Genomic DNA, 19,466 nt, shown 5'->3' with positions numbered 1-19,466 from the left:
AGTGGTTGAGTACCGGAGCGCGATCGAGGTGGCGGGCATATGCCGAGGATCAGGGAAGTGGACCCCGGGGAGGGGATCGAGCAGTACATCGGCAACGTCGTCAGGGATGCCCGGGTGGACAAGGCCAGGGCCAAGGCCGAGGGCCATGACTGGACCCAGTCGTACCTTGCCAGGCGGGTGTTCGTGAGTCAGACGCGCATCTCCGAGGTGGAGACCGGGGACGTGCCGCCGGACAGGGACTTGGCGGGCAAGTTGGAGACCGCGCTCGATCTGCCCCGGGACTCCCTCACCAACTTGGTACGCATCCTGGAGCAGCAGACCGTGCGGGACTACGCGAAGCCGTACCTGATGCGTCAGGAGAAGGCTCGGATGATCCACACCGCGGGGAGCATCGTTCCTGGTTTGCTGCAGACTCCGGACTACGCCCGCGAGTTGATGCTGGCTGGACAGGCCGGCGATCCCACAGGCATTGACTCCTACGTTGAACAACGTATGGCGCGACAGAAGGTGTGGGACCGAGAGCATCCGCCATGGATGTCTGGCGTCATCGACGAGGCTGCCCTGTGCCATGCGTCAACTGCCCAACTGGAAAGGCTGTTGGAGGTGCAGGAGAGGCCGAACATCACCATCCAGGTACTTCCGTTCGGCTCCGGGCCCGTCAACGGGATCATCGCGATCCTGACCCTTCCCTCCGGAATCAGGGGTGCGTATACGGAGGGTTTCTATACGGGTAACTACTCCGAAGACATCGCAGAGGTCATCAAGTACCAACGCGTCTATGATCGATACGCTGCCCGCTCGTTGACGGCTGAGGCATCCACGGACAAGTTCAACGAAGCATTGAAGAGGTCCAAGTGAGCGAGATACCCAACTGGCACAAGTCCTCCTACAGCAGCGGCAACACCAACGACTGCGTCGAGATCGCCGACAACCAGCCCCGCGTCCTCGTCCGGGACACCAAGCTGAACCCGAGCCCCGTCGTCGCGGTGACGCGCTCCGCCTGGTCCGCGTTCATCGGCACCGTGACCGAGTGAGTGCTCGGGCGGGACCGTCCACGACGTCCCCGCCCGAGCACTCACCGCGTCTTCCGGCGCGTAGCTACTTCTTCGGCAGCCACCGCTTCCACATGTCCGGGTGCTCGTGCACCCAGCGCTTGGCCGCCTCGTCGGCGGAGAGGCCGTTCGAGGCGATCATCTCGGAGACCTCGTTCTGGTCCTTCTTGTCCCAGCTGAAGTTCTTCAGGAACGCCGCCGCGGAGCTGCCGCTCTTGGCGAAATCGGTGTTGAAGTACTTCTGGAGGGGCGTGGTCGGATACGCGCAGTCGATGGACTGCGGGTCCTTGGCGCCCTTCGCCGCGCAGGCGTCGGTGTACGGAGGGAGTTTGACCTCCACCATCGGCACCTCGTTGAACAGCCACTGGGGCTCGTACCAGTACGTCAGGAAGGGCTTCTTCTGCTTGGCGAACTGCTGGATCTGGGTGATCTGCGCCGCTTCCGAACCGGCGAAGACCACCTGGTAGTCGAGCCCCAGGTTCTTCACCAGCGCCTTGTCGTTGGTGACATAGGACGGCGAGCCGTCCATCAGCTGGCCCTTGCTGCCGCTCTCCGACGTGCGGAGCTGGTCGGCGTACTTGTTGAGGTTCTTCCAGTTGAGGACGTCGGGGTGGGCGTCGGCCCAGTACTTGGGGACCCACCAGCCGATGTGGCCGGTGACGCCGTTGCCGCCGGCCGCCGTGATCGTCTTCTTGTCCTGGACGTAGCGCTTCTCCTGGTCGGGGTGGCCCCAGTCCTCCAGGATCGCGTCGACCCGGCCCTGGCTGAGCGCGTCCCAGGCGGGGATCTCGTCCACCTGAACGGTGTCGACGTGGTAGCCCAGTTCGTGTTCCAGGAGGTACTTCGCGACCGCGACATTGGCCTGGGCGCCGACCCAGGTCTGCACGGACAGCGTGACGGACTTGGAGCCCTTGGCCGCCGCGAACGGCGACGTCTGCTTGGTCATGTCGGCCTTGCCGCAGGCGGACAGGGCCAGGAGCAGGGCCCCGGCCGTCGCCACCGAGGTGGTCACGAGCTTGATACGGGTACGGGTCATGGTCAGGCTCCCTTCCCGGTCGTCCGGCGTTCCGTCGGCTGGGAGACCCGGTCGAGCATCAGGCCCAGGCAGACGATGGCGACGCCCGCGACCAGGCCGAGGGCCAGGTTGCCGGTGGCGAGGCCGGTGACGACGTTGTAGCCGAGGGCGCCGCCGCCGACCAGGCCGCCGATGATGACGACGGCGAGGACGAGCACCACGCCCTGGTTCACGGCCAGCAGCAACGCGGGCCGGGCCAGCGGGAGTTGGACCTGCCGGAGGATCTGCCGGCGGGTGGCGCCGAGCGACCGCGCGGACTCCACGGCGGCCGGGTCGACCTGGCGCAGGCCCTGGGTGGTGATGCGGATGACGGCCGGCAGGGCGTAGACCACGGCGGCGGCGACGGCCGGGGCGCGGCCCACGGCGAACAGCGCCACGACCGGGATGAGGTAGACGAACTGCGGCATCGTCTGCATCACGTCCAGGACCGGGCGCAGCAGCGCCTCGAAGCGCTTGCTGCCGGCGGCCAGGATGCCGATGCCGAAGCCCAGCACCAGGGTCGCCACCAGGGCGGCGAGGACCTGGGAGAGGGTGTCCATGGACGGGTTCCACACGCCCAGGACGCCGATGGCGGCCATCGCGAGGACGGCGGTCAGCGCGGTGCGCCAGGTGCCGATGAGCCAGGCCAGCGCGGCGACGATGAGCAGTACGCCGTACCAGGGCAGTGCGGTCAGGCCGTCACGCAACGGGTTGAGCACCCAGTTGGTGAAGTGCGCGGCCCAGTCGGCGGTGCCGCCGACGACGGGGACGCCGGAGTAGAGGTGGCCGACCATCCACTCCTTGAAGTCGTTGACCGGGCGGGCGATGGCCACCGTCGCACCGGACGGCCAGCCCGCCGAGCCGGCCAGCCGGCCGCCGAGCGCGAAGGCGGCGGTGAGCACCGCGATCCCGGCCCAGGCGGGCCAGCCGCGCAGCCACGAGGGGCCGGTGGCACCGGTGTTGGCGCCCAGGCGTTCGCCGGCCGCCGCGGTGGTGCGGTCCATGACGATGGCCAGCAGCACGATCGGGATGGCGGCGGCGAGCGCGGAGCCGACGTCCACCGAGGCCAGCGCCTGGTAGACGCGGTCGCCGAGGCCGGCCGCGCCGATCATCGAGGCGATCACGACCATGGACAGCGCCATCATGATGGCCTGGTTGACGCCGAGCAGCAGCTCCTTGCGGGCCAGCGGGAGCCGGGCGGTGAGCAGCCGCTGGCGTCCGGTGGCGCCGAGCGAGGAGACGGCCTCCAGCACGCCGGCGTCCGCGCCGCGCAGCCCGAGCGCGGTCAGCCGCGCCATCGGCGGCGCCGCGTAGATGACGGTGGCCAGCAGCGCGGCGGGTACGCCGATGCCGAAGACCAGCACGACGGGGAGCAGGTAGGCGAAGGCGGGGAGTACCTGCATGGTGTCGAGGACCGGGCGCAGGATGCGGAAGAGGCGGTCGGAGAGGCCGGCGGCGAGGCCGAGCAGCGCGCCGACGGCCACCGAGGCGGCGACCGCCACGATCATCAGGGCGAGCGTCTGCATGGTCGGGATCCACATCCCGAGCAACCCGCTGACCAGGAAGGAGATCAGCGCGGTGGCGGCGATCCGCAGGCCCGCGACCCGCCAGGCCAGCAGCGTCAGACCGGCGGTCACGCCGGTCCAGCCCAGTGCGAGCAGCAGCAGGTAGACGGCGCGTACCGAGATCACCACGGCGTTGCTGAGGTGGCCGAGGAAGTACACGAACAGCCAGTGGCTGTCACGGTTGTTGATGATCCAGTCGCTGGTCTTGCCGAGCGGTCCCGAGAGGTCGACGGTCAGCGCGCCGGGCCAGGCGGCGCCGGACCACTTCGCCTGGACGAGCGGGATCAGGACCGCCGCGGCGACGGCGAGCAGCAGGAGCTTGGCGAGGCCGCGGCGGCGCAGCAGGGTCTGCACCGGGCCGGTCCGCCCGGCGGCGACCGGCGCCCCGGGTGTGGTGGGTGCTGCGGTACTCATGCCCGCCCCCGCTTCACGGTGCCGGCCGGCACGTTCATCGCGGCGGCACGCCGGGCCTCGCGCCAGTGGCGCAGCAGGGCGGCGCGCAGCCGGGCGCGGCGGCCGGCGGCGGGGGCGCGGGGGGTGACGGCGCGGACGGCGCCGCGGTAGGGGGCTGCGGCGTACATCAGGCGGCCACCTCACCGTGCTCGTCGTGCTGCGGGCCCTGGAGGCGGGCGACGACGTTCAGCAGACAGGCGTGGTCGACGATGCCGAGACAGCGGGCGCCGTCCACCACGCGGACCGGGCCGCCGGTGCGGGCGACCGCCTCGATGGCGTCGGAGATCAGCGTGTCGGGGGCGAGCGCCGGGCCCTCGCCTGCCTCGCCGTCCTCGGCGGGGCGCATCGCGCGGCGCACGGTCAGCACCTGCTCGCGCGGGACGTCCCGGACGAAGTCGCGGACGTAGTCGTCGGCCGGCGAGCCGACGATCTCCTCGGGGGTGCCGAGCTGGACGATCTGACCGTCGCGCATCAGCGCGATCCGGTCGCCGACCCGCAGCGCCTCGGCGAGGTCGTGGGTGATGAAGACCATGGTCCGCCCCTCCTCGCGGTGCAGGCGGCAGACCTCCTCCTGCATGTCGCGCCGGATGAGCGGGTCGAGCGCGCTGAACGGCTCGTCGAACAGCAGGACTTCGGGGTCCACGGCGAGCGCGCGGGCGAGCCCGACGCGCTGCTGCTGGCCGCCGGAGAGCTGGCCGGGGCGGCGCTTCTCCAGTCCGGCGAGGCCGACCTTGTCGACCATCTCGGCGGCCCGCTCGCGGCGCTCCGCCTTGCCCATGCCCTGGATCTCCAGCCCGTAGGCGACGTTGTCGACGACGGTGCGGTGCGGCAGCAGGCCGAAGTGCTGGAAGACCATGGCGGCCCGGCGGCGGCGCAGTTCGCGCAGCGCACCGCGGTCCATGGAGCGGACGTCCTCGCCGTCCATCTCCAGGGTGCCGCTGGTCGGTTCGATCAGCCGGGTCAGGCACCGTACGAGGGTGGACTTGCCGGAGCCGGAGAGCCCCATGACGACGAAGACCTCGCCCTTGTGCACGTCGAAGGAGACATCGCGGACGGCGGCGGTGCAGCCGGTCTTCTCGCGCAGCTCCTGGGCGCTCAGCCCGGCGACCTCGGCGTCGTCCGGAATGCGGTCCGCCTTCGGCCCGAAGACCTTCCACAGGTTCCGCACGGAGAACACCACGGGCCGCTCGTCCGGCCCGCCGTCCGCCGCGGTCCCGTTGTCGTCGTTCTTACGGGGGTTGGGCACGTCGGATGCGCCGGCGGAGGTGCTGCTGGCCATCACGCATCACCTCCTTGGGTCGGGGTCGCATGAAGCAGTTGGGCGCACTTCTCCCCCACCATGAGCACGCCAATCATCGGATTGACCGCGGGCATCGTCGGGAAGACCGAGGCGTCGGCGATCCGGATGCCGTCAAGTCCCCGGATCCTCAACTCCGGGTCAACAACGGCGAGTTCGTCGTCGGCGGCGCCCATCTTGCAGGTGCCCGCCGGGTGGTAGACGGTGTGCGCGGCCTTGCGCACCAGCTCGCTGATCTCCGCGTCGTCGGTCACCTCGGGACCGGGGAAGACCTCCCGCTTGAGCCACTTGGCGAACGGCTCGGCCTCGGCGACCTTGCGGGCCAGCTTGATGCCGTCGACAAGGGTCCGCCCGTCGTAGTCGTCCTCGTCCTCGAAGTACCGGAAGTCCAGCGCGGGCTTGACCTCGGGGTCCGCGGAGGTGAGGTAGAGCCGGCCGCGGGCACGGGACTTGGGGATGTTGGGGGTCATCGACACACCGTGCTCGGGGCGCTCGTAGCCCAGCCGCTCGGGATTGTCGGTGAACGGGATCTGGTAGAAGTGGAACATCAGGTCCGGGCCCTTGTGCTGCGGGTCCCGCTTGACGAACAGCCCGGCGTCCGAGTCCATCGCGGAGTTCCCCGGGATCGGCCCGTTGGTCTCCCACACGATCACCGACTCCGGGTGGTCGATCAGGTTCTCCCCGACGCCCGGCAGGTCCAGTACGCACTCGATGCCCAGCGCCTCCAGGTCCTTCCTGGGGCCGATGCCGGAGTGCATCAGCAGCCGCGGGGTGTCCACCGCGCCCGCGCACACCAGCACCTCGCGCGCGGCCTCGACGTACACCTCCTGGCCGTCCTTCGTGCGGACGTGGACGCCGCGCGCCCGGGTGCCCTCCAGCTCCAGCTTGTGCGCCCAGGTCTCCAGCAGCAGCGTGAGGTTGGGCCGGTCGCCGGCCTCCATGTGCGGGTGGAGATAGGCGACGGAGGCGGAGGACCGCTTGTTGTTCTCCGGGTGGTAGGAGAGGTCGAAGAAGCCGACGCCGTCCTCGAAGGGCTTGTCGTTGAAGCCGACGACCTCGGGGACGCCGAGGGCGGTCCTGGTGGCCTCGATCCAGTCGGTGGCGATCTGGTTCTGGTCCTTCTTCGCCACCCGCACGATGTTGTTGCGCAGCTTGCCGAAGTAGGGGTCCATGTCCTTGGCGCCCCAGCCGGTGGCGCCGGCCGCCTCCCACTCGTCCCAGTCGGACGGCAGCGGCTTGAAGGAGATCAGGGTGTTGTGCGACGAGCAGCCGCCGAGGACCTTGGCGCGGCTGTGCAGGATGTGCGAGTTGCCGCGGGGCTGCTCGGTGGTCGTGTACTCGTAGTCCAGCTCGCCGCCGAGCAGGCCGAGCCACTTGCGCAGCGTCAGGACGTCGTCGCGGTCGATGTCGGACGGGCCGCCCTCGATCACCGCGACGGTGACGTCGGGGTCCTCGGTGAGGCGGGAGGCGATGACGGAACCGGCGGTGCCACCGCCGACGACGACATAGTCGTACACGGGCATTGAGGGGTGCTCCTTACTGCAAGAGGTGCGCGTGATCCGGGAGTTGAGGGGCTGCCGGGGACGTACGGGGGTCAGCCCGCGAACCAGCGCACCGGCTCCGGCCGGAGGTTTTCGTAGATGTGCTTGCTCTCGCGGTACTCGTCGAGGCCGGCGGGGCCCAGCTCCCTTCCGATACCGGACTTGCCGAAGCCGCCCCACTCCGCCTGCGGCAGGTAGGGGTGGTAGTCGTTGATCCATACGGTGCCGTGCCGCAGCCGGGCGGCGACCCGGCGGGCGCGCGCGGTGTCGGCGGAGAAGACCGCGCCGGCCAGCCCGTATTCGGTGTCGTTGGCGAGCGCGACGGCCTCGTCCTCGGTGGTGAAGGTCTCCACGGTCAGGATCGGGCCGAACGTCTCCTCGCGGACCACCCGCATCTCGCGGTGGCAGCCGTCGAGCACGGTCGGCGCGTAGAAGTAGCCGCCGGCCGGGCGGACGTCGCTCGGCTCGGGGCGGGCGCCGCCGCAGCGCAGCGAGGCACCCTCGGCCAGCGCCGAGGCGACGTACGCCTCGACCTTCTCCAGCTGCTGCTGCGAGACGAGCGGGCCGCACTCGACGCCCTCGGCGGTGCCGCGGCCCAGCTTGATCTTCTCGGCGCGGCGGGCCAGTTCGGCGACGAAGCGGTCCCGTACGGACTCCTCGATGATCAGCCGGGCGCCGGCCGAGCAGACCTGCCCGCTGTGGATGAACGCCGCGTTCAGCGCCTGGTCGACGGCGGTGTCGAAGCCCTCGTCGGTGGCGCAGGCGTCGGCGAAGACCACGTTCGGGTTCTTGCCGCCCAGCTCCAGCGCGATCTTCTTGGCGCCGGAGACCGCCGCCGCGCCCGCCTTCGTGCCGCTGACCAGCCCGCCGGTGAACGAGAACAGGTCCACGTCGGGGTGTTCGGCGAGCCGCTGCCCGACCGGCAGCCCGGCCCCGGTGACGATGTTGGCGACGCCGTCCGGGAGCCCCGCCTCGATCAGCAGCCGGACCAGGTGGACGGTCGACAGCGGGGTGACCTCACTGGGCTTGATCACAAAGGTGTTGCCGGCCGCCAGCGCCGGCGCGATCTTCCAACTGGCCTGGAGCAGCGGGTAGTTCCACGGCGTGATCAGCGCGCAGACGCCGACCGGCTCGTGCACCACGACGCTGTGCACATCCGCCGACCCGGCGTCGACCACCCGGCCGCCGCTCTCGTTCATCACGAGGTCGGCGAAGTAGCGGAAGGCGTTGGTCACGTCGTCGACGTCGACCCGCCCCTCCTCCAGCGTCTTGCCGGTGTCCCGGCTCTCGATCAGCGCGATCTCCTCGCGGTCGCGCTGGAGCAGGTCGGCGACCCGGCGCAGCAAAGCGGCCCGCTCGGCCACCGCGGTACGCGGCCAGACCCCGGCGCCACCGTCGAAGGCCCGCTCGGCCGCCGCGACCGCCGCGTCGGCGTCCTCGGCACCCCCCTCGGCCACCAGCTGGAGCGTCGTCGCGTCGGCGGGGTCCAGGACCTCCCGCGTGGCACCGGACGCGGCCGTCAGCCACTCCCCGCCTACGTGAATGGTCGCGTTTGTCTCGGTTGCCGACACGTCGATCTTCTGCCTTCCACTTACCGTTGCGTTTTCGCCGCTGCCCCCAGGGGTTCAGCCAGCAACAGGAACCCCTCCCCGAAACCCCTCGGCCTATGCCCAAACATGCACGGAAAGTGACCCGAGTCACGCGGGCCGCTCCATATGCGCCCGATTAGTCCGGAACGTACCCTGAATAGCCGTATGCCCTCACGGGGCCCCTCGGGACCGGAGGTAGCGACATGACCGGCACCCGCCGCACCCTCACCGCCCTGACCTGCGGCACGGCCCTCGTCGCCGCGACCGTCACCGGCGGCGCCACGGCAGCGGCCGACGACACCGGCGGCGAGGGCGACCTCGCGAACCGGACGGCCCAGCAGATCTCCGACGACGCCGTGCACGAGCTCCTCGCCGCGAAGTCCCTGCGCCTGCGCAGCGCGACCAGCACCGACCCCACCCGGCTCGATCTCACCCTGGACCGCGACGGCAACTGCGCCGGGCACATCAGCAAGGGCCCGCTCGGCCGGGTCGACCTGGTCAAGCGCGGCAAGGACGTCTGGATGAAACCCGACGCCGCCTTCTGGAAGAGCCAGTTCCCCGGCGAGGAGGGCAGCGCCGACGCCCGCGCCTACCAGGGCCGCTTCCTGCACGGCACCACCGACGACGACTTCCTCCAGCGCCTGACCGCCGCCTGCGACCTGCGCGGCTTCCAGCGGCAGCTCGCCGCCCCCGACACCTCCTCCCCTCCCGACTCCCCGTCGCCCTCGTTCACCCTCACCAAGGGCAGGCCGACCACCGAGGAGGGGACCCGCGTCCTCCCGGTCACCAAGAAGGGCGGCGGCGCCGCCCAGACCGTCTACGTCGCCATCGAGGGCCGGCACTACCCGCGGAAGCTGGTCACCGAGATCGACGGCGAGACCGGCACCATCCAGCTCGGCGACTACGACCGGCCGGTCCCCTCCCGCACTCCCGATCCCGGCGCCACCACCGACATCTCGGTACTGGAGGGCCCCGTCCAGAGCGTCTGATTCCGCAGCGACCGACCCCGCCCCCAGGGCTGCTCGGGTAACGCCCGGCGAGCCGTCGGGGGCGGGTACGAGGGGCGCGAGACACTGCGGGCATGGCGAGCAAGGCACCGAAGGCAGTACTCCAGGGCGGCCCCGAGGGCATCAGGGAGCGGATCGTCGAGGTGGATCCCGGCGGGGGCGACCTGAAGGTTCCCTACCGCGGTGGCTACGAGCACTTCCGGAGCACGCAGCGGGAGTGGGACACGGCCGAGGGACGGCTGCCCGTCTACGAGTGGTGGGAGCGCACGGAGCTGCCGGGATAGGGCCTGTCCCGGCGGCTCCGTCCCGGCGGCCGGTCCGCGCACCGGCCGCCGGATCAGCTTGTGGGGGCGCTCGTGGGGGCGAAGGACCGGAGCGCCATGCGCTCGGTCTCCTGCTGCCGGGGCCAGTCCGCGGCGGGCCCCAGGACCAGGACCGCGAACTGCCGGCCGTCGGCGACGGTGAACGCGGTGTCGACGGCCTGGACGCGGATGCCGAGGCGGTCGCTGTCGTACGCGTAGACCAGCTGGGCGCCGCTGGGGCCGGGGGGACCGGAGAGCGGGCCGAGGCTGAGCTGCCGGTAGCCGGGGTTGCCGGCGAGTCCCTGGGACGCCTGCTGGAGGGCCTGCTGCGGGGTGAGGTTCGGTTCGGTGATCTGGAATATCTGGAGCAGGTTGCGGGAGTCCGCCGAGGTGTAGAAGACGCCGGTGGACCGCTCGTCGCGCTGCCAGCCGTCGGGGACGGCGAGGGTGAAGCCCTTGGCGTCGTGGACGAGGTGGTAGCCGCCCGGGACGCCGGAGGCGGTGGGCGAGGTGGTGGGCGAGACGGTCGGCATACCGGGTGCGGTACCGCCGGTGGCGGGTGCCGTGGGGGTGCTGGTGACGGAGGCGGTGGGCGGGTGGGCGGCGGGCGGGCGGTTCGGGGTGCGGCCCCAGAGGAGGTAGGCGCCGCCGGCACCGATCGCCAGGACGGCCACCACCGCGGCGGCGATGAGGGCCTTCGTACGCCGGCCGGCGCCCGGCGCGGGCGGGAACGGCGGGAAGGGGACCTCGGACGCGGGCGGGAAGGGCGGGGAGGGCGGGGAGGGCGGGAAGGGGGCCTCGGGTGCGGGCGGGAACGCGGGGCCTTCCGGCGGCGGGGCCGGGGTGCCGGAGGAGGCGAACGGCGGCCAGGGCACGTCGGGCGGCGGGGCGGCGCCGGCATCGGACGCCGTACCGTCCGCGGACGGCGCTCCCACGGACGGGGTGGTCGTCGGGCGGGGCGGCAGCGGGCCGGTATACGGGCGGACGGGGCGCGAGGGTCCGGTCTCCCAGGACTGGGTGTCCGGGTTCCAGCGCGGTGCGGGTCTGTCGGGCATGGCCGGTCAGCCTCCCAGGAGGGCGCTGACCGCCTGCGCGACCGAGGCACCCGAGGACAGCAGGCCGACGACGGAGCCGGCGTCGGCCAGGGCGGCGCGCAGCCGGGCCAGGCGGCCGGGGCCGGCGGCGCCGCTTTCGGTGATCTCGCCCTCGGTGTCGGCCAGTTGGGAGGTCAGGGCGGTGATCTCGGGACTGCCGACGAGCCGCCCGAGGTCCTCGCGTAGCGCACGGACGGCCTGGAGGAGTTCCTGCTGCACCGGGTCGGTGGCGAGGGCGGAGCCCTGGTGGTGGGTGACGGTGTTGTGGTTGCCGATGGCGAAGGCGCCCTGAACGCTGCCGATGTGGATCCCGTGGATGCCTCGGTCGGCGCCGCCGTTGCCGTCCTGGCCGTCGCTACTGCCGTTACTGCCATTACCGGGGTTGCCGCCGTTGCCGGGTGTGTCAGCCGTTGCCACGCTGGGGCCTGCCCTTCTGGGGCGCGGAATCGCGCTGGATGGTGTTGTCGCCGTTGCTGACAAGGGTGTTGTGGTCGCCGATGCCCACGGCGCCCTGTGCGGACTCGACGTAGACACCGCCCTCGGCGACGTTGACGATCCGCTGCTCGAATTCTTCGGTGCGGTAACCGGCGTCGCGCAGCGCGGTGATGACCCCGGCCGCCACCCGGTCCTGAATGGCCTTCAGATAGCGGGCCACGTCCATGTCCTGGAACAGCGATGCCTCGCCGAAGGAGCCCAGCTCGCGGACCGAGACGGCGGGGCCCTCGGGGAGGGCGCCGCCGTTGCCGCCGGTGAGCAGCCGCCAGGCGGTCCGCAGTCCGCGCAGCAGGGTCAGCACGGCCTCACCGGCGGCGCGCGGGGTGTGGGTCAGCGCCCAGACCGCCGTGCCGAAACGGTCGTGGTGGCGGTAGCGGTGGGCGATCCGGTCGGCGTCCTGGAAGAGCTGGCGCAGCGGCAGCAGCACATGCGGGGCGACCTCCAGCATCAGCATGCCGCCCTGGGTGTGGACCCGCACGAAGACCGTGGTGACCACGCCCTCGTTCCAGCCGCCGACCCTGATCCGCAGGAAGTGCCGGCGGGTCTCGCCGCCCTCCTCGATCGCGGCGGCCCGGTGGGCCTCGAACGCCGCGGGGTCGTACGGTGCCGCCGCTCGGGTCGGCAACCCCTCGGTGGGGAGGAAGACGCACTCGTCGATCTCCAGGGCGCGCAGCCGGTCGCGCACCGCCGGTGCGGTCTGCGGTGATCCGGACGGGATGCGCAGCTCCTCCACCAGCGGGACGACCCGGGCCAGGATCGCGCCGTTATCGAGCGGTTCGGCCACGCGGTCGGTCCGGGGGACCAGCTCCACCGAGAGCGACCAGGGCTTGATCGCCTCGCCGGCGCCGCAGAACGGGTTGGCGGCGCGGTACATCACGAGCGGGCCGTGCTGCTCGGTCCGGACGCGGTGCCGCAGCCGCTGGAAGCGGATGCCCTCGGACTGCTCGGCGGGGTCGGACAGCACGTCCGGGAAACGCTCCCGGGACAGTTCACGGGCCAGCACGCGGGCGAACCGGCCGCGCCGGAGGGCGACCAGCGCGGCCGACAGCAGCGGCAGCAGCAGCGCCACCCAGACCGGGAACTGCGCGGCGAAGCCGGACGGGTCGGATCCGGACGCGGCGGAGCCGAGGCCGGCGTAGCCGCCGGCCGCCGAACCGCCGCCGAGGGAGCCGGACCCCGAGGAGCCGGAGAAGAGGTTGTCCAGCAGCCAGGCGAACGGGGACCAGAAGTCCGTCGCGAAGCCGTCCCCGCTGAACGCCACCACCGCCAGCCCCACCACGAGCAGGGTCAGCGTGAGGCGGCCGTACCAGCGGAAGAGGAAGGACAGGCCGCGGGCCAGCCACTCCGGGAGCGGCACCCGGCGGACGTAGCGGCCGAGCCCCAGCAGGACGAGCGGGACGACATAGGCCGTCGCCAGCCACCGCGACAGCGGGAGCGCCACGATCCAGGCGAGCAACATCCACCCCGCCCAGCCCAGTTCGGAGCGGCGGGCGCGCAGGGCGTGGGCGAGCACCCGGGCGGCGTCGATGCCCAGGGACGGCGCGGCGAACCGCTCCTCGTGGACGTACAGCTCGTCGATGACGGCGTCCCGGAACGCCTCGTCCAGATACGTCCCCGCGCACAGCAGGCGGGTGGTGTCGCTGGCGCCCGGCGGGACGGCCAGGAGCGGCGGCAGGGCGGCGGCGGACGTCACGGCACCCGCAGGCTCCTCGGGCGGGCCCTGGCGCAGCCGCGGCGGACCACCGGGCTGCTCCGGCTTCTCCGGCTCCCCCGGCTGCGCAGACACATCCGTACCGCTCATCGGCCTCCCCCGTCACCGCCGTACCGGACTACCCGCCTCAACGCGCCGGTGTGCGGGCGCCGTTCCGGCAGCGCACCGCTTTCACCCGTACGTGGTAGCGAAGCCGCAGCATAGAGGAGCGCGCCCCTCGGCGCACCGCGATTCGTGCGTCAAACGCCCGAGCCCGCACGGCCGTTGGGACCGTGCGGGCTCGTTCGGGCGGCGGGGGCGGCTCAGATGAGGCCGAGACCGCGGACGGCCTCGCGCTCCTCCTCCAGCTCCTTGACCGAGGCGTTGATGCGCTCACGGGAGAACTCGTTGATCTCCAGGCCCTGGACGATCTCGTAGGCGCCGTCCTTGGTGGTGACCGGGAAGGACGAGATCAGGCCCTCCGGGACGCCGTAGGAGCCGTCCGACGGGATGCCCATGGAGGTCCAGTCGCCGTCGGCGGTGCCGTTGACCCAGGTGTGGACGTGGTCGATGGCGGCGTTGGCGGCCGACGCGGCGGAGGACGCGCCGCGCGCCTCGATGATCGCCGCACCGCGCTTGGCGACGGTCGGGATGAAGGTGTCGGCCAGCCACGCCTGGTCGTTGACGGTCTCGGCGGCGTTCTTGCCGGCGACCTCGGCGTGGAAGATGTCCGGGTACTGGGTGGCCGAGTGGTTGCCCCAGATGGTCAGGCGGCGGATCTCGGAGACCGGGGTGCCGGTCTTCTGCGCGAGCTGCGAGACGGCGCGGTTGTGGTCCAGGCGGGTCATCGCGGTGAAGCGCTCGCGCGGTACGTCCGGGGCGGCGGCCTGGGCGATCAGCGCGTTGGTGTTCGCCGGGTTGCCGACGACCAGGACCTTGATGTCGTCCGCGGCGTGGTCGTTGATGGCCTTGCCCTGCGGCTTGAAGATGCCGCCGTTGGCCTCCAGGAGGTCACCGCGCTCCATGCCCTTCGTACGCGGGCGGGCGCCGACCAGGAGCGCGACGTTGGCACCCTCGAAGGCCACGTTCGGGTCGTCCGAGATGTCGATGCCGCGGAGCAGCGGGAAGGCGCAGTCGTCGAGTTCCATCGCGGTGCCCTCGGCGGCCTTCAGGCCCTGCGGGATCTCCAGCAGGCGCAGCTTGACCGGCACGTCCGCGCCGAGCAGATGACCGGAAGCGATGCGGAAGAGGAGTGCGTAACCGATCTGGCCGGCGGCGCCGGTGACGGTGACATTGACGGGAGTGCGGGTCATGGCGATCTCCTGCGCGGTGTTTTCCGGGGGCAAGCCCCTGGACCACCTTGGGTGGCGGTGGGTGTCCCTGCCCATCTATCGAGGTCTCTTGGTATCGAGAGACCCGGCCGTCAGGCTATCGGACCCCCGCCCGGCGCCGACGACGGCCCGGTGTGGGACACCTCACCGGCCACCTCACCGGACCCGGACCGGCCATCCCACCGGGCGCCCCCGGCCCATCAGGCCCCCGGCCCGGCGTGCGCCCCGGCTCGGCGTGCGCCCCGGCCGGTCCCGCGCGGCGGTGCGGTGGCCGCCCGCTCGGAGGGGAGCGCGGACGGCCACCGGCCTGTGCCACACCCGTGGGGGGTATTCGAGCGCATGCCCGGTATCCGCACGGGCAATCCCCCTCCGCAGGGCCGACCGCCCCGAGCGGTGAATCCCGGCCAGCCGGCGGGCCGCCGGCCGCGCGCCTCAGACGGGCGCCATCGCCTTCTGGAGCCCGGCGTCCAGGGCGTCCAGGAACTGCTCGGTGGTCAGCCAGGGCTGCGCCGGGCCGATCAGGAGGGCCAGGTCCTTGGTCATCTGGCCGCCCTCGACGGTCTCCACACAGACCCGCTCCAGCACCTTGGCGAAGCGGACCACCTCGGGGGTGTCGTCGAGCCGGCCGCGGTGGGCGAGCCCGCGGGTCCAGGCGAAGACCGAGGCGACCGGGTTGGTGGAGGTGGGCTTGCCCTGCTGGTGGCGGCGGTAGTGGCGGGTGACGGTGCCGTGCGCCGCCTCCGCCTCGATGGTCCGCCCGTCCGCGGACATCAGCACCGACGTCATCAGCCCCAGCGACCCGAAGCCCTGGGCGACGACGTCGGACTGGACGTCGCCGTCGTAGTTCTTGCAGGCCCAGACGTAACCGCCGGCCGACTTGAGCGCCATGGCGACCATGTCGTCGATCAGCCGGTGCTCGTAGGTCAGCCCCTTGGCGTCGAACTCGGTCCGGAACTCGCTGTCGAAGACCTCCTGGAAGAGGTCCTTGAACCGGCCGTCGTACTTCTTCAGGATCGTGTTCTTCGTCGACATGTAGACGGGGTAGCCGCGGTCCAGCCCGTAGCGGAACGAGGCCCGCGCGAAGTCGCGGATCGAGTCGTCGTGGTTGTACATGGCCAGCGCGACGCCGGGGCCCGGGAATTCGTGGACCTCCAGCTCGATCGGCTCGCCGCCGTCCTTCGGGGCGAAGGCCAGGGTGAGGGTGCCGGCGCCGGGGACCTTGAGGTCGGTGGCGCGGTACTGGTCGCCGAAGGCGTGGCGGCCGACGACGATGGGCGCGGTCCAGCCCGGGACCAGCCGCGGCACGTTCTCCATGATGATGGGCTCGCGGAAGATCACGCCGCCGAGGATGTTGCGGATGGTGCCGTTCGGCGAGCGGTACATCGCCTTGAGGTGGAACTCCTCGACCCGCGCCTCGTCCGGCGTGATCGTGGCGCACTTCACGCCGACGCCGTGCTCCTTGATGGCGTGCGCGGCGTCGACGGTCACCTGGTCGCTGGTCGCGTCCCGGTGCTCGATGCCCAGGTCGAAGTACTTCAGCTCGATGTCGAGGTACGGGAGGATCAGCCGGTCCCTGATGGACGACCAGATGATGCGGGTCATCTCGTCGCCGTCGAGCTCGACGACGGGGTGGGCAACCTTGATCTTGGCCATGAGGCGGAACATCCCTCTCGCGGTCGGTACACCCCCCGGACGTCGCCAAGTTACCCGCGTCACACGGGCGCGGGCGGCTACGGCACGGGCGGCTCGCCGTACCGCGGTCACCCCGGGCCGGGTGCCCGCAGCGCTGCGCTACCGCACCGTGAAGTGCACGATGTCGTCGAGGAACGGGATGTGGATCCACGGCTTGGGCTGCACCATCAGCGCCAGGATCACGATCACGAAGCCGAGCACGCCGTACGTCGCCATGTCGGTGAAGCGGGACCGTACGGCCAGCATCCCCACCGACGGCAGCGCCCACCGCAGCACCGCGCCGGCCAGCAGGGAGAGCCCGATCACGATCGAGCCGATGCGGAACGCGTCGACCGCGACCAGCAGCAGCCCGGCCGCCACACCGCCCATGACGGCGAGCAGCGGCCACTGCCGGGCCGGTGCGGGGGAGCCGCCCGAGGCGGCCCGGCCGCCGCCCTCGGGGCGGGCGGTGTCCCGGGTGACCTGCGGAAACCGGCGCGAGGTGCGCTGCGGCTCGGATGCGCCCTCGGAGTGCGCTTCGGCGGCCATGGGTGGCGGTCAGCCCCTTCCGTGTCCGGGTCGTGTCGTAGACAGGCTCTCAGACCTCTCCCCCGACTAACGCCGGGCGGTGCCGCCGGCGGCGCGCTCGGCCGCCTCGACGACGTTGACCAGCAGCTGGGCCCGGGTCATCGGGCCGACGCCGCCCGGGTTGGGCGCGACCCAGCCGGCCACCTCGGCGACGCCGGGGTGCACATCGCCGACGATCTTGCCGTTCTCGTCCCGGCTGACGCCGACGTCCAGCACGGCCGCGCCGGGCTTGACGTCCTCGGGCTTGATGATGTGCGGCACACCGGCCGCGGCGACGATGATGTCGGCCTGCCGCAGGTGCGCGGACAGGTCGCGGGTGCCGGTGTGGCACTGGGTGACCGTGGCGTTCTCCGACTTGCGGGTCAGCACCAGCGGCATCGGGCGGCCGATGGTGATGCCCCGGCCGACCACCACCACGTGCGCGCCCTTGATCTCGACCCCGTGCCGGCGCAGCAGCTGGACGATGCCGTACGGGGTGCACGGCAGCGGCCCCTCGATGCCGAGCACCAGCCGGCCCAGGCTCATCGGGTGCAGCCCGTCGGCGTCCTTGGCCGGGTCCATCAGCTCCAGCACGCGGTTGGCGTCGATGCCCTTGGGGAGCGGGAGTTGGACGATGTAGCCGGTGCAGGCCGGGTCCTCGTTGAGCTCCCGGACGACGGCCTCGATCTCCTCCTGCGTGGCGGTCTCCGGCAGTTCGCGCTGGATCGAGGCGATGCCGACCTGCGCGCAGTCCCGATGCTTGCCGTTGACGTACCAGCGGCTCCCGGGGTCGTCGCCGACCAGCAGGGTGCCGAGGCCGGGCTGTACGCCGCTGGCCTTCAGCGCCGCGACGCGGTCGGTGAGCTCGGACTTGATCGCGGCGGCGGTGGCCTTGCCATCCAGAATCTGGGCAGTCATACCCCCATCCTCCCGGATGGAGGCACCCGTGTTCCAATCAGGCCGCGCGGGCGGCAGTTGTCCGGAAATGATCATTGCGGTTGGACAAAGGTCGGCCGCCCTGACTGGACAGAGGGATTCCTCACCTAGAAGGATTGACGCGCAGTGCCGCAGGCATCGTCGGGGGCGGGCCAGTGAATCCACCTGTTTTTCCTCCGAGTCACGCCGCGTCGTCCCCCACTGACACCCAACGGAGGAAAGCAACACATGAGCTTCGGCGACCCGAACAACCCGTACGGCCAGCAGCCGCCGCAGGCCCCCCAGGGCCCGTACGGCCAGCAGCCCCCGGTCCCGCCGCAGGGCGGCGCACCGGGTTACGGCTACCCGCAGCAGGGCGCCCCGCAGCAGCCCCAGCAGCCGTACGGCTACCCCCAGCAGGGCCAGGTCCCGCCGCAGCAGGGCGCGCCGCAGTACGGCGGCTACCCGCAGCAGCCGCAGGGCCCGTACGGTCAGCCGGGGATGCCGGGCATGCCGGGGATGCCCCAGGGGTACGCGAGCTGGGGCGCGCGCGTCGGCGCGTACCTGATCGACGGCCTGATCGTGGGCCTGATCCCGGGCATCCTGTACGCCATCGCCATCGGCATGTCGGCGAGCGCGGCCACGTCGATCCACCCGGACTACTCCTCCTGCCAGCCCGGCGACATGTCCTGCTACCAGAACGCCGCCAACTCGGCGTCGTCCAGCGCCACCCCGGGCGGCGCGATCCTGTGCATCGTGCTCGCCGCGATCATCGCGCTGGTCGCGGCCATCTTCATCCTCGTGAAGGAGGGCAGCACCGGCCAGACCCCGGGCAAGAAGGCGCTGGGCATCCGTCTGGTCAAGGAGGCCACCGGCCAGCCCATCGGCTTCGGTATGGCGTTCGTGCGCAAGATCTGCCACTTCCTCGACGGCATCGTCTGCTACATCGGCTACCTGTGGCCGCTGTGGGACGAGAAGGCGCAGACCTTCGCGGACAAGGTCGCCGGCACCGTGGTCGTCCGCGCCCAGTAACGCCGTACCGGGCCGCACCGGCGCCCTGAACAGCCCACCGAAGGCCCCCGCGCACTAGCGACCGGGGGCCTTCGTGGCGCTGTTGGGAGCCGGGTCCGTGCCCGGTGGGGCATGACGGAGGCCCGGTGGCCTACCGTCCCGTCAACGCACCGATATCCGCTCGCCCGAGCGCCGATATCGGCTCAAGTCGCCCGAAGGACACCGCTCGTGAGCTATCCGAACCCGAACCCCTACGGCCCGCCGCCGGGCCAGCAGCCCGGATACGGCTATCCCCAGCAGCAGCCCATGCAGCCGCAGCAGCCCGTGGCGCCGTACGGCGCGTACCCGGGCGGCCCGATGCCCGGTATGCAGCCGCAGTACCCGACGGCGATGCCGGGCGGCGTCAAGGGCGCCCGCGCGATGCTGTTCGTGCTCGCCGGCCTGAACCTCATCGGCCTGGTCCTCGCGGTGCTGGGACTGGGCGGCGTCAGCAAGGCGTCGCACGACGCCTCGTCCTCGCCCTACGCGGACATGTCGGCGTTCAACGTCGGCAAGGGCCTGCTGATCGCGGCGATCGTGATCATCGTGGTGTTCACCGCCGCCGCGATCACCCTCGCCGCGCAGTTCGGCAACGGCGGCAAGGGCGTCCGCATCGGCACCATCGTCTTCGGCGTCGGCACCATCCTGGTGAGCCTGGCCACCTTCCCGTTCGGCCTGGTGCACACCGTGCTGGGCATCCTGGTGGTGGTCTTCGTCAGCAAGGACGAGGGCAACGCCTGGTTCAACAGGCCGCGTTACTGACCGCAGAGGCGGCACGCGGCGAGGGCCGCAC

At 71.6% G+C, this 19,466-nt stretch carries 19 protein-coding genes; 6 read left to right on the top strand and 13 right to left on the bottom strand.

Features of this window, described 5'->3' with window-relative positions:
• The first annotated feature begins 39 nt into the window (after window positions 1-39).
• Together RZ84_RS22050 and RZ84_RS22045 are read left to right on the top strand one after the other, a co-directional pair.
• The gene (locus tag RZ84_RS22050; RefSeq protein WP_043265734.1) at window positions 40-858 is read left to right on the top strand and encodes a helix-turn-helix domain-containing protein; all 819 of its coding nucleotides are present in this window, start codon (window positions 40-42) and stop codon (window positions 856-858) included.
• Window positions 855-1,034: a DUF397 domain-containing protein gene (locus RZ84_RS22045; protein ID WP_063772693.1), complete on the top strand. Its 180-nt coding sequence runs from the start codon at window positions 855-857 to the stop codon at window positions 1,032-1,034. Before RZ84_RS22050 ends, RZ84_RS22045 begins: the two co-directional genes overlap by 4 nt.
• A gap of 64 nt (window positions 1,035-1,098) precedes the next feature.
• Here RZ84_RS22045 and RZ84_RS22040 read toward each other — a convergent pair whose 3' ends face one another.
• From RZ84_RS22040 to RZ84_RS22020, 6 genes are all read right to left on the bottom strand, one after another.
• Window positions 1,099-2,088, bottom strand: a complete 990-nt coding sequence (locus RZ84_RS22040) for an ABC transporter substrate-binding protein (protein ID WP_043265732.1) — start codon at window positions 2,086-2,088, stop codon at window positions 1,099-1,101.
• Window positions 2,089-2,090: 2 nt separating this feature from the next.
• A complete protein-coding gene (locus tag RZ84_RS22035) occupies window positions 2,091-4,085 on the bottom strand; it encodes an ABC transporter permease (protein ID WP_043265731.1) in 1,995 nt (664 codons plus the stop codon).
• On the bottom strand, window positions 4,082-4,252 hold the full coding sequence (locus tag RZ84_RS39900) for a hypothetical protein (RefSeq protein WP_198540027.1): 171 nt from the start codon (window positions 4,250-4,252) through the stop codon (window positions 4,082-4,084). Before RZ84_RS39900 ends, RZ84_RS22035 begins: the two co-directional genes overlap by 4 nt.
• Window positions 4,252-5,403 carry a quaternary amine ABC transporter ATP-binding protein gene (locus RZ84_RS22030; RefSeq protein WP_043265730.1) on the bottom strand — a complete coding sequence of 384 codons (1,152 nt, stop codon included), beginning with the start codon at window positions 5,401-5,403 and terminating at the stop codon, window positions 4,252-4,254. The genes RZ84_RS39900 and RZ84_RS22030 overlap by 1 nt, the downstream gene beginning before the upstream one ends.
• Window positions 5,403-6,944, bottom strand: a complete 1,542-nt coding sequence (locus RZ84_RS22025; RefSeq protein WP_043265729.1) for a GMC family oxidoreductase — start codon at window positions 6,942-6,944, stop codon at window positions 5,403-5,405. Before RZ84_RS22025 ends, RZ84_RS22030 begins: the two co-directional genes overlap by 1 nt.
• Before the next feature lie 71 nt (window positions 6,945-7,015).
• The gene (locus RZ84_RS22020) at window positions 7,016-8,533 is read right to left on the bottom strand and encodes an aldehyde dehydrogenase family protein (protein WP_043265728.1); all 1,518 of its coding nucleotides are present in this window, start codon (window positions 8,531-8,533) and stop codon (window positions 7,016-7,018) included.
• Between the two features lie 221 nt (window positions 8,534-8,754).
• On the opposite strand from RZ84_RS22020, the gene RZ84_RS22015 reads away from it, so the two are divergent.
• Window positions 8,755-9,540 (top strand): hypothetical protein, encoded by a 786-nt coding sequence (locus tag RZ84_RS22015; RefSeq protein WP_043265727.1) that lies wholly within the window; start codon window positions 8,755-8,757, stop codon window positions 9,538-9,540.
• A gap of 92 nt (window positions 9,541-9,632) precedes the next feature.
• Window positions 9,633-9,842 carry a DUF5988 family protein gene (locus RZ84_RS22010; RefSeq protein ID WP_043265726.1) on the top strand — a complete coding sequence of 70 codons (210 nt, stop codon included), beginning with the start codon at window positions 9,633-9,635 and terminating at the stop codon, window positions 9,840-9,842.
• Window positions 9,843-9,895: 53 nt separating this feature from the next.
• Here RZ84_RS22010 and RZ84_RS41540 read toward each other — a convergent pair whose 3' ends face one another.
• The 7 genes from RZ84_RS41540 to RZ84_RS21975 form a co-directional block, all read right to left on the bottom strand.
• The gene (locus RZ84_RS41540; protein WP_043265725.1) at window positions 9,896-10,915 is read right to left on the bottom strand and encodes a hypothetical protein; all 1,020 of its coding nucleotides are present in this window, start codon (window positions 10,913-10,915) and stop codon (window positions 9,896-9,898) included.
• 6 nt (window positions 10,916-10,921) lie between these two features.
• Window positions 10,922-11,371: a hypothetical protein gene (locus RZ84_RS22000; RefSeq protein WP_347232775.1), complete on the bottom strand. Its 450-nt coding sequence runs from the start codon at window positions 11,369-11,371 to the stop codon at window positions 10,922-10,924.
• Window positions 11,358-13,250 carry a hypothetical protein gene (locus RZ84_RS21995; RefSeq protein WP_241777807.1) on the bottom strand — a complete coding sequence of 631 codons (1,893 nt, stop codon included), beginning with the start codon at window positions 13,248-13,250 and terminating at the stop codon, window positions 11,358-11,360. Before RZ84_RS21995 ends, RZ84_RS22000 begins: the two co-directional genes overlap by 14 nt.
• A gap of 212 nt (window positions 13,251-13,462) precedes the next feature.
• Complete coding sequence (locus RZ84_RS21990) at window positions 13,463-14,452, bottom strand: malate dehydrogenase (protein ID WP_043270517.1); 990 nt, start codon at window positions 14,450-14,452, stop codon at window positions 13,463-13,465.
• Window positions 14,453-14,902: 450 nt separating this feature from the next.
• A complete protein-coding gene (locus tag RZ84_RS21985; RefSeq protein ID WP_043265724.1) occupies window positions 14,903-16,123 on the bottom strand; it encodes an NADP-dependent isocitrate dehydrogenase in 1,221 nt (406 codons plus the stop codon).
• A 138-nt stretch (window positions 16,124-16,261) separates the two neighbouring features.
• Complete coding sequence (locus RZ84_RS21980; RefSeq protein ID WP_043265723.1) at window positions 16,262-16,690, bottom strand: DUF3017 domain-containing protein; 429 nt, start codon at window positions 16,688-16,690, stop codon at window positions 16,262-16,264.
• 66 nt (window positions 16,691-16,756) lie between these two features.
• The gene (locus RZ84_RS21975; protein WP_043265722.1) at window positions 16,757-17,626 is read right to left on the bottom strand and encodes a bifunctional methylenetetrahydrofolate dehydrogenase/methenyltetrahydrofolate cyclohydrolase; all 870 of its coding nucleotides are present in this window, start codon (window positions 17,624-17,626) and stop codon (window positions 16,757-16,759) included.
• A gap of 246 nt (window positions 17,627-17,872) precedes the next feature.
• Between RZ84_RS21975 and RZ84_RS21970 the strand changes: the two genes are divergently transcribed.
• Both RZ84_RS21970 and RZ84_RS21965 read left to right on the top strand, forming a co-directional pair.
• Window positions 17,873-18,655, top strand: coding sequence for an RDD family protein (locus RZ84_RS21970; protein WP_043265721.1), 783 nt, complete (start codon window positions 17,873-17,875; stop codon window positions 18,653-18,655).
• Window positions 18,656-18,862: 207 nt separating this feature from the next.
• On the top strand, window positions 18,863-19,435 hold the full coding sequence (locus RZ84_RS21965) for an integral membrane protein (RefSeq protein WP_043265720.1): 573 nt from the start codon (window positions 18,863-18,865) through the stop codon (window positions 19,433-19,435).
• Window positions 19,436-19,466 lie beyond the last annotated feature (31 nt).

The sequence above is a fragment of the Streptomyces sp. CT34 genome (assembly GCF_000805335.1).
In the GTDB taxonomy this organism is placed as follows: domain Bacteria; phylum Actinomycetota; class Actinomycetes; order Streptomycetales; family Streptomycetaceae; genus Streptomyces.
This window is presented reverse-complemented; position numbering and strand designations above follow the sequence as displayed.